Origin of the sequence: Methylosinus sp. sav-2 (assembly GCF_004366495.1) — a bacterium.
Lineage (GTDB): Bacteria > Pseudomonadota > Alphaproteobacteria > Rhizobiales > Beijerinckiaceae > Methylosinus.
In genome coordinates this window covers 161,653-170,039 of record NZ_SOEJ01000011.1, presented here as the reverse complement: position 1 = coordinate 170,039, position 8,387 = coordinate 161,653, and the positions used below count along the sequence as shown (strand labels likewise).

Genomic DNA, 8,387 nt, shown 5'->3' with positions numbered 1-8,387 from the left:
GACGAACCAGCCGGGTGGCTGAACTCCGCTAAAGACGAAGAAACGACTTCGTTCGCCGCTCGTTGGCAGCGCCGCCGTCGATGAATGCCTTATAGAGCGACCCCCTCTGGACTGTCAACGGCTCCTTTCAAAATTTTTCACGAAACCGTCGTGAAAATTATATCCATTTGAAAAACAATGGATAATATTTCCTCGGGCGGGCGTGTCGTTCCGGGGATGACGGTTTTTCTACGAGCGCGGCGCCTCGGAAAGCCAGCGTCGGCTCTGCTGCGCCGGCAAAGCGATAGATAAAACCCGAGCGCCGCGGCGCTTACCTCGGCTTAATGCGCGGAAGGCTAAGCTCGCGCTAAAGCCTTTTGACGGGAGCCCCCATGGCTGGTTTCGCGCCCAATGTCGTCATCTGCATCGACCACGCCTCCGTCACCGGCGGCCAGGCCAAAGTGGCGATCGAGAGCGCATTGGGTCTCGCCGCCCATGGCGCTCGGCCGATTGTCTTCGCCTCGGCTGCGCCGGTGGACGAGCGGCTCACCGCGGCCGGGATAGAGGTCGTCTGCCTCGGCCAGCATGATCTTCTCGGCAATCCGTCGCGGATCGCCGCCGCCTTTCAGGGCACGTGGAACTTGCGCGCCGCCAAAGCGCTGGGCGATTTGCTCGCCCGCCTGCCGCGCGACAATACGATCGTCCATGTGCATGGCTGGGCCAAGGCGCTGTCGCCGGCCATTGCCGCGCCGATCCGCGCGTCAGGCCTGCCGCGCGTCTACACGCTGCACGAATATTTTCTGTTCTGCCCGAATGGCGGCTTCTACAATTACCAGAAGCACGAGCTCTGCCGGCTGGAGCCGCTCTCCGCCGCCTGCTGGGCGACGGCCTGCGATGCTGTGAATTATCCGCGCAAGATCTGGCGCAGCGCCCGCCTCGCCTATGCGCGCGGCCCCGCCAAATTCGCCGAGCTCTTCGCCGATTACATCTGCATCTCGAATTATCAGGAGGAGATCATCGGCCGCTATCTGCCCCAAGGCGTGCGGCTGCATCGCGTCTCCAATCCGGTGGACGCCCAGGACCTCGGCCGCAAGAGCGACCCGGCCTCGGGGGATTTCATCTTCGTCGGGCGCCTGTCGCCGGAAAAGGGCGCCTTTCTCTTCGCCGAGGCGGCGGCGCGCGCGGGGGTCGATCCGGTCTTCATCGGCGATGGGCCGATCGCCAATGAGCTACGCGCGCGCTATCCGCAGGCGCGCTTCCTCGGCTGGCTGCCGCCGAGCGAGGCGCGAGCGCATATGCGCGCCGCGCGGGCGCTGGTCTTCCCCTCGCTGTGGTACGAGGGCCAGCCCCTCACCGTCATGGAGGCGAAGGCGATGGGAACGCCTGTCATCGTCTCCGACGTTTGCGCTGGACGAGAGGAAGTGACGGATGGCGAGACCGGCCTGTGGTTTACGAGCGCCAATGTCGAATCGCTCGCCGGCGCGCTGACGCGGATGAAGGATGATGCGCTGGTCGCGCATCTGTCGGCTGGCGCGCACGCCGCCTATTGGCGCGATCCGCCGACGTTGGATCGGCATATCGAGCGCATTCTCGCGGTCTATCGCGAGATCGCCGAGCGCCACAAGACCGCGGCGTGAGGCGTAGCTCTTCCTGATTTCGTCATTTGTGACGATGATATTCGTCGCGAAGACGTGTGTGCGCGGACTTCCTTCTCTTTCGAGCGCCATTCGTCTCGACGGAACTCCCGGCGCCGGCAAAATGAACGCAGCGTTCCTGCGGCCTGCGACTGCCGACGCATGAAAATTCTCGATATGCGCTACATGATAGAATGAATTGACGAATAGTATTGCATATATGAAATAGCCGTTCTTAATATATACGATGCTTGCGGAGTTAATTCTAAAGACATCGCCATCGATATTGAAATGAATGGCAATTTGGCCTTGCAGAAGCTCGAATATAGCGCTTAAGCTGCGAATAATTCAGCCAGAAGGCCGTCGATCGACATCGGCCGGCGCGAGTGTTCGCGCGTTCGCGGCAACACCAATTCGTTCTTTTCCGAGGAGAATAGCCATGACTTTCCTTCGCGCCGACCTCCGCCCCGCTCGCGCCGCCTCTCCTTCGTTGAATCGGATGACGAAACGCCTCGGCGCGAGCGTGCTGGCGCTGGCGGCGGCGATCATGTCCCCGGCGGCGCGCGCCCTCGACGGCGGCGAGCAGAAGCCGCGCGAGGCGGCGATCGAGGACGTCATCGTGACCGGCACGCGCGACTATGGCGTCAAGGCGCGCGAGAGCACGGCGCCGATCACTGTTGTGAGCGGCGAGCGGCTGAAGGCGACGGGACGCACAAATCTCGTCGACGCGCTGCAGCGGCTGGATCCCTCCTATTCGATCTATGGCGTCGGCGGCGACATCAACAATCTGGTGCGCTCGCCGCGGCTGCGCGGCCTGACCGCCAGCCATGTGCTCGTGCTCGTCAACGGCAAGCGGCGGCACGGGACCGCCAATCTGTCCTCGACCGGCTTCACCAAGGGCGCGGCCGGCGCCGATCTCGATCTCATTCCCGTGGCGCTCGTCGATCATGTCGAGATTCTGGAGGACGGCGCCGCCGCCCAATATGGCTCCGACGCCATCGCCGGCGTGATCAACGTCATATTGAAAGCCGATTCCGAGGGCGGCGGACTCTCCGCGCTCGTCGGCTCCTATGGGCAGAGCTACAATCCCAACACGCATGGCAATGGGCTGACGCGCAATCTCCAGGCGGACAAGAGCTTCGCGCTCGGCGATCAGGGCTTTCTGACGCTCGGCGCCGACATCACCTCGCATCTGCACAGCAATCAGACCGGCCCGGACCGCACGCAGGACGGAACCGGTCTGCGCGTCGGCCCCGGCACGCCCTATCCTTGGGTCGATCCCAACGTCTCGGCGATCATAGGCGATCCCGCCTATATCACCGGCTCGGCCGGCCTCAACGCCGGATATGAGCTGGACAATGGCGTCCAGCTCTATCTCTTCGGCACGGGCGCGGGCCGGCGCGGCGAATCCTTCCAGAACTATCGCGCGCCCAATCTCAACGGCGCGGCGGGGAACAAGATCATCGACCCTTCGGGCTTCGTTCCCGCCGAGACGATCCACGAGGAGGACTGGTCACTGAGCGGCGGCGCCAAGGGCAAGGTCTTCGACGATGTGCGATGGGATCTCAGCCTGACCTACGGCTCCGACAAGATCGACGTCGGGCTGAATCGATCCGCCAATGTCGCGCTGTTCAACGACACGCTCAAAGCCTTCGGCGCCGGCTGGACTCCGCGGCAATTCTACATCGGCCAATATTTCCGCACGCTGCGCACCATCAATCTCGATCTCGGCAAGGAGTTCGCGCCGAGCTTCCTGCCCGCGCCCGTCAATGTCTCCGTCGGCGCGGAGAATCGCCACGAGACCTATGCGGTCCGCCAGGGCGACTTCTTCTCCTATTATTCCTCCGGCCCTGCGGCCTGGGTCGGCATCCGGCCGACCGACGCGAGCGACCACAGCCGCGAATCCTTCGCCGGCTATGTGGACCTCTCCAGCAAGCCGCTGCCCGATTGGAAGATCGACATCGCCGGCCGCTACGAGACGTTCAACGACTTCGGCGACACGATCAACGGCAAGCTCTCGACGCGCTACGACATTTCCCCCGCGATCGCGCTGCGCGGCACCGTCAGCACCGGCTTTCGCGCTCCCACGCTCGCAGAGCAGTTCTTCTCGCAGACGACCGTCTCGCCGACCACCGCCAATATCGTCCTGCCGCCCAACTCTTCCGCGGCGAGCGTCGCCGGCGCACAGCCGCTCAAGCCGGAAAAATCGACGAATATCAGCCTCGGCGTGGTGACCGAGCCGCTGCGCGATCTGCATGTCTCGGTCGACGCCTATCAGATCGACCTGCGCGATCGCATCGTCGCGACCGGCAGCCTCACCGGCCCCTCCGCGCTCGCCGCCATCGCCGCGAGCGGCAATACGTTGCAGGCGGGCGCGACAGGCACGGTCAGCTTCTTCGTCAATGGCGCCTTCACGCGCACGCGCGGCGTCGATGTGAAGGCCGATTACGCTTACGACCTCGGCCCCTATGGCGCGCTGCGCTTCGACGCCGCGGCGAGCTTCCTCGAGACGACGATCCTGTCCGTCTCGCAGTCGCCGGCGGCGTTCAACGGCGCGCCGCTGCTCAACGCCGCGGCGCGATCGAACATCACCGATCTCACGCCACGAACCAAGGTCATATTCGGCGGGTCCTACAGCTATGACGCCTGGACGTTCTCGCTGCACTTCACGCAATATGGAAATGTGAGCTCGGTCGTCGCCTCGCCGCTCACCGGCAGCGCGCCCTTCTACACCAATGTCATCACGCCGAAATTCATCACGGACGGCGAGATCGCCTATGATTTCGGCTCGGGCCTGAGTGCAGCGATCGGCGGCAACAATCTCTTCGGCGTGCGGCCCGATCAGACCCTGCCCTGGACGCGCAGTCTCGGCGCCGCGATCTTCCCGACCTTCTCGCCCTTCGGCGTCAATGGCGGCTACTACTACGTGCGCGCGTCGCTGAAGTTCTGACGCTCAGCTCGCGAGCCGCGTCGCATCCTCTTGCGCCGCGGCCTCTTCCTTCTCGGCGCGGCGCGGCAGGCGCGCGAGCATGCCGAGCAGAGCGCGGTCGCCGAGCACGACCAGCCGCTCGCCGCGGTTGAGCCATTCGACCGCATCCTCGAGCGCTTCCGCATCGGCGAGCTTGGCCTCCGCCAAAGCGCGATCGGCGGAAACCATTCCGCGCTTGCGCGGCGGGCGCGCCGGCAGCCAGGCCTCGTGCAGCGTGCGCAAATCGGGATCGCCATGGATGGCGACGAGGCAATTCTCCTCGTCCTGTCCGGCGCGCGCCAGCAGACGATGCAGCGCGCGGCCCTTACGCGCGATCTTGGGCGTCGTCGTCTCCTCCGGCGTCACCAGCACGCCGGCGCGGCGGAACACGAGGCCGAGCCAGCGCTGGCCGGTGATATAGGAGATGCCGATCGCCAAAATGAGGCCGGCGATGGTCGGCGACATCCAGGCGACGAGCGAGGGCGAGATCATCAGGCCGGCGATCAAGGTCAGCGCGCCGAGCGCCACATGCCATTGATGGCGGCGCACGATAGCGTTGAAAGGAACCGAGCCGTCGTCGCGCCGCTGCGGGTCCCAGCCGGTGTCGAAGCCGAACAGAATGTGGAAGACATGGCCCGTCTGGATCAGCATCATGATGGGCGCGAGCAGCGCCGACATCAGCACCTCGAACAGAGTCGAGACGAGCAGCATGATAATGCCGCCGGAGCCGCGCCGCGTCTCGCGATCGATCATCGCGAGAATGAGGCCGAAGAATTTCGGCGCCAGCAATATCGCCATTGTGAGCGCGAACAGCGCTAGCGAACGTTCCGCGTCGAAGCGCGGCCACACCGGGAAGAGCGTGAATTTGGCGGTGAAATATTCCGGCCGGAAATAGCTCGCCTGAAAGACGAGCGCGATGCCGACCAGCAGCTGGCAGAGCCATAGCGGCGAGGTGAGATAGCCGAAGATTCCGGTGAGGAAATGCTGCCGCGTCGCCCAGTGGAATCCGCGCGCCCCGAGAATGCGCGAATGCTGCAGATTGCCCTGGCACCAGCGGCGGTCGCGGATCGAGAGATCGATCAGCGAGGGCGGGCTCTCCTCGAAGGAGCCGCCGAGCGTCGGCATCATATAGACGGCGTAGCCGGCGCGGCGGATCAGCGCCGCCTCGACGAAATCATGGCTGAGAATATGCCCGCCGAAGGGCGGGCGGCCCTTGAGATCGGGCAGGCCGCAATGATGCGAGAAAGCCTGCGTGCGGATGATCGCGTTATGACCCCAATAATTGCCGTCGCGCCCCATCCATTGCGCGAGGCCGGCGGCGATGACGGGACCATAGATGCGCGCCGCGAATTGCTGCACGCGCGCGAATAGCGTGTTGCGATTGATGATGAGCGGCAGCGTCTGGATGATGCCGGCGTCGGGGTCGGCCTCCATCGCCGCGGCGAGACGCACGATGGCGTCGCCGGCCATCAGGCTGTCGGCGTCGAGCACCACCATATGCTCATAGGCGCCGCCCCAGCGCGTGACGAAATCGGCGATATTGCCGGCCTTGCGGCTCGTGTTCTTCTCGCGGCGGCGATAATAGACGCGCGCCTGCGGCCCCAGCCTGCGGCGCATGGCGGCGAAGGCGCGCTCCTCGGCGATCCAAATATCGGGATTCGTGGTGTCGGAGAGGAAGAACCAGTCGAAATGCGCGCCGAGGCCGGTCGCCTCCACATCCTGCAATATGGCCTGCAGCGCGCCGAAGACGCGGCTCGGCGCCTCATTGTAGATGGGCATGACGACGGCGGTGCGCGCTGTGAGCGTTTCCGGCGGCGGCGGCGGCCTCCGCGCGAACAGCAGCGCGACGAAGCCGACGACGGCGCTGGCGAAGGAGAGCGCGATCCAGGAGAAGTTCAGCACGAAGAGCGCGAGCAGCGCCCATTTCAGCGTGGTGACGCCGCCGACGTCGATGACGCGGTACATCTCGTAGCCGCCATAGGCGGTCAGCGCGAGGCCGCCGCCGAAGGTGACGAAGCGCGAGATCCAGGGCGTGCGCCAGAACTTCGGCGCCAGGCGGCGACGACGCTCCTTCGCCTTGAAGCGCCAGAAGGATTGCGTCGGCATCTCGAGCCGGCGCTCCGCCGGCATGGGCGGCGCGGCGGCGGGATCGACGGGCGGCGTCGGCGGGGCGGCGACGTCCGGCGGAACGGGTTCGACGAGGGAGAGAGCTACACCGTCCATCTATAGAGCCAGGTTTCGCTGATCGGCTCGTCGCCCGATTGGAGGACGAGGCGCAGCTCGCAAAAGGTCTCGCCGACAGGATCGACGTCGAAGACGACGCGGCATGTCTTCGCCTTCGGATTGGGATAGATGCGAATGTTCGTCGCCGATCCGGGCGATGTCGTCAAGGCGGGCCGCAAATTGGCGACACGTTGCGGATCGCCCAGATTGTCGCCTGCAAACTGGACGATAAAGCGGCGCAGTTTCGGCGACGGCGCGCGGCCGCCGAAAGCGGCGACGGCGACCGCGAAAGGCGGGCGCGCGGGCGGGCTCCAGCACCAGAATTGCCGATAGGCGAAAGTCGCCTCCTTGCCCGCGGCGAGCGGCTGCTTGGGCCGCCAATAGGCCACGATATTGGCGTTCACCTCCGATTCGGAGGGGATCTCGACGAGCTGCACCGAGCCCTCGCCCCAATCGCCGATCGGCTCCACCCACAGCGAGGGACGCAGCTCCCAATGCTGTATGTCGTCCTGATAGGTCTCTATGTCACGGTCGCGCGTCAAAAATCCGAAGCCCTTCGGATTGGAGTCGACAAAGGCCGAGATTTGCAGCGTCTCGCGGTTGGAGACCGGGCGCCAGAGCCATTCGTCCTTGCCGGTGAGCATTTGCAGCCCATTGGTCTCGGCGACGAAGGGGCGCGGATCATCGGAACGGCGATGGTCGAGCGGGGTGAACAGCGAGGCCGCCGCCGCGCCGCCGAGCCCCAGATGATCGATGGCGACGCGCGGAAACAGCGTGAATTCCGCGTCGATGATCGTCGCCTCGCCCGGCCGCAGCGTGAACAGATAGGCGCCCGTGACGCTCTGCGAATCGAGCAGAGCGTGAATGACGAGGGCGTTGCCGGCGAGCGTCGGCTTCTCGATCCAGAAGCTGCGGAAGACGGGAAACTCCTCGCCGCGGGGATCGGCGGTGCGGATGGAGAGGGCCCGGGCGGTGACGCCCAAAGTCTGGCCGCGGGCGAGCGCGCGATAGAAGCTCGCGCCCTGGAAGAGAGCCAGCTCCGTGTCCGGCGCCCCGGCGCTCTGAGGGGCGATGATGCGAAAGCCGGAGAAACCGATGTCCGGCAGCTTGTCGCCGACTTTCAGGCCGCCATAGTCGAATTTGGCCTGGTCATAGACGACGCGCTTGGCGACCCTGTCCTCGACGACATAGAGCTCGACCGGCGCGCCGAAGATGAACCCCCTATGCAACGGCTCGAGCGAGAAGCCCCGATTCTCGCCGCTCCATATGGCCGCGCCGGCCTTGGTCTTTATGCCGACATATTGCTCATAGCTCAGATTGGCGAAAGGCTCGCGCAGCTCCGCCGGCGGGGCGGCGAAGGGGCGCTTGGCGAGCGCGCGGGCGAGCTCGACCACCACTTCACGGCCGAAGACGGCGGGCGCCGGCGGCGGGGCCGACGGAGCCGATTGGGCGAAAGCGCGGCCGCCGGAGACGCCGCCGGCGAGCGCGGTCAAGGAGGCTTTCAACAGGTCTCTGCGTACGAACATGCGGGACCGGGACCCGTGACTGACGAAGGAGCGGGAAAAAACGGCGGACTTGTCTAT

The 8,387-nt window shown here is 65.2% G+C and carries 4 protein-coding genes; 2 read left to right on the top strand and 2 right to left on the bottom strand.

Annotated elements, in window-relative coordinates; translation table 11 throughout:
* The first annotated feature begins 371 nt into the window (after positions 1-371).
* Both EDE12_RS16930 and EDE12_RS16925 read left to right on the top strand, forming a co-directional pair.
* A complete protein-coding gene (locus tag EDE12_RS16930; RefSeq protein WP_026600191.1) occupies positions 372-1,616 on the top strand; it encodes a glycosyltransferase family 4 protein in 1,245 nt (414 codons plus the stop codon).
* Between the two features lie 496 nt (positions 1,617-2,112).
* Positions 2,113-4,563 carry a TonB-dependent receptor gene (locus EDE12_RS16925; RefSeq protein WP_026600190.1) on the top strand — a complete coding sequence of 817 codons (2,451 nt, stop codon included), beginning with the start codon at positions 2,113-2,115 and terminating at the stop codon, positions 4,561-4,563.
* 3 nt (positions 4,564-4,566) lie between these two features.
* On the opposite strand, the gene mdoH is transcribed toward EDE12_RS16925, so the two are convergent.
* Both mdoH and EDE12_RS16915 read right to left on the bottom strand, forming a co-directional pair.
* A complete protein-coding gene (gene mdoH, locus EDE12_RS16920) occupies positions 4,567-6,804 on the bottom strand; it encodes a glucans biosynthesis glucosyltransferase MdoH (protein ID WP_026600189.1) in 2,238 nt (745 codons plus the stop codon).
* The gene (locus EDE12_RS16915) at positions 6,792-8,330 is read right to left on the bottom strand and encodes a glucan biosynthesis protein (protein WP_026600188.1); all 1,539 of its coding nucleotides are present in this window, start codon (positions 8,328-8,330) and stop codon (positions 6,792-6,794) included. Before EDE12_RS16915 ends, mdoH begins: the two co-directional genes overlap by 13 nt.
* Between the last annotated feature and the right edge of the window lie 57 nt (positions 8,331-8,387).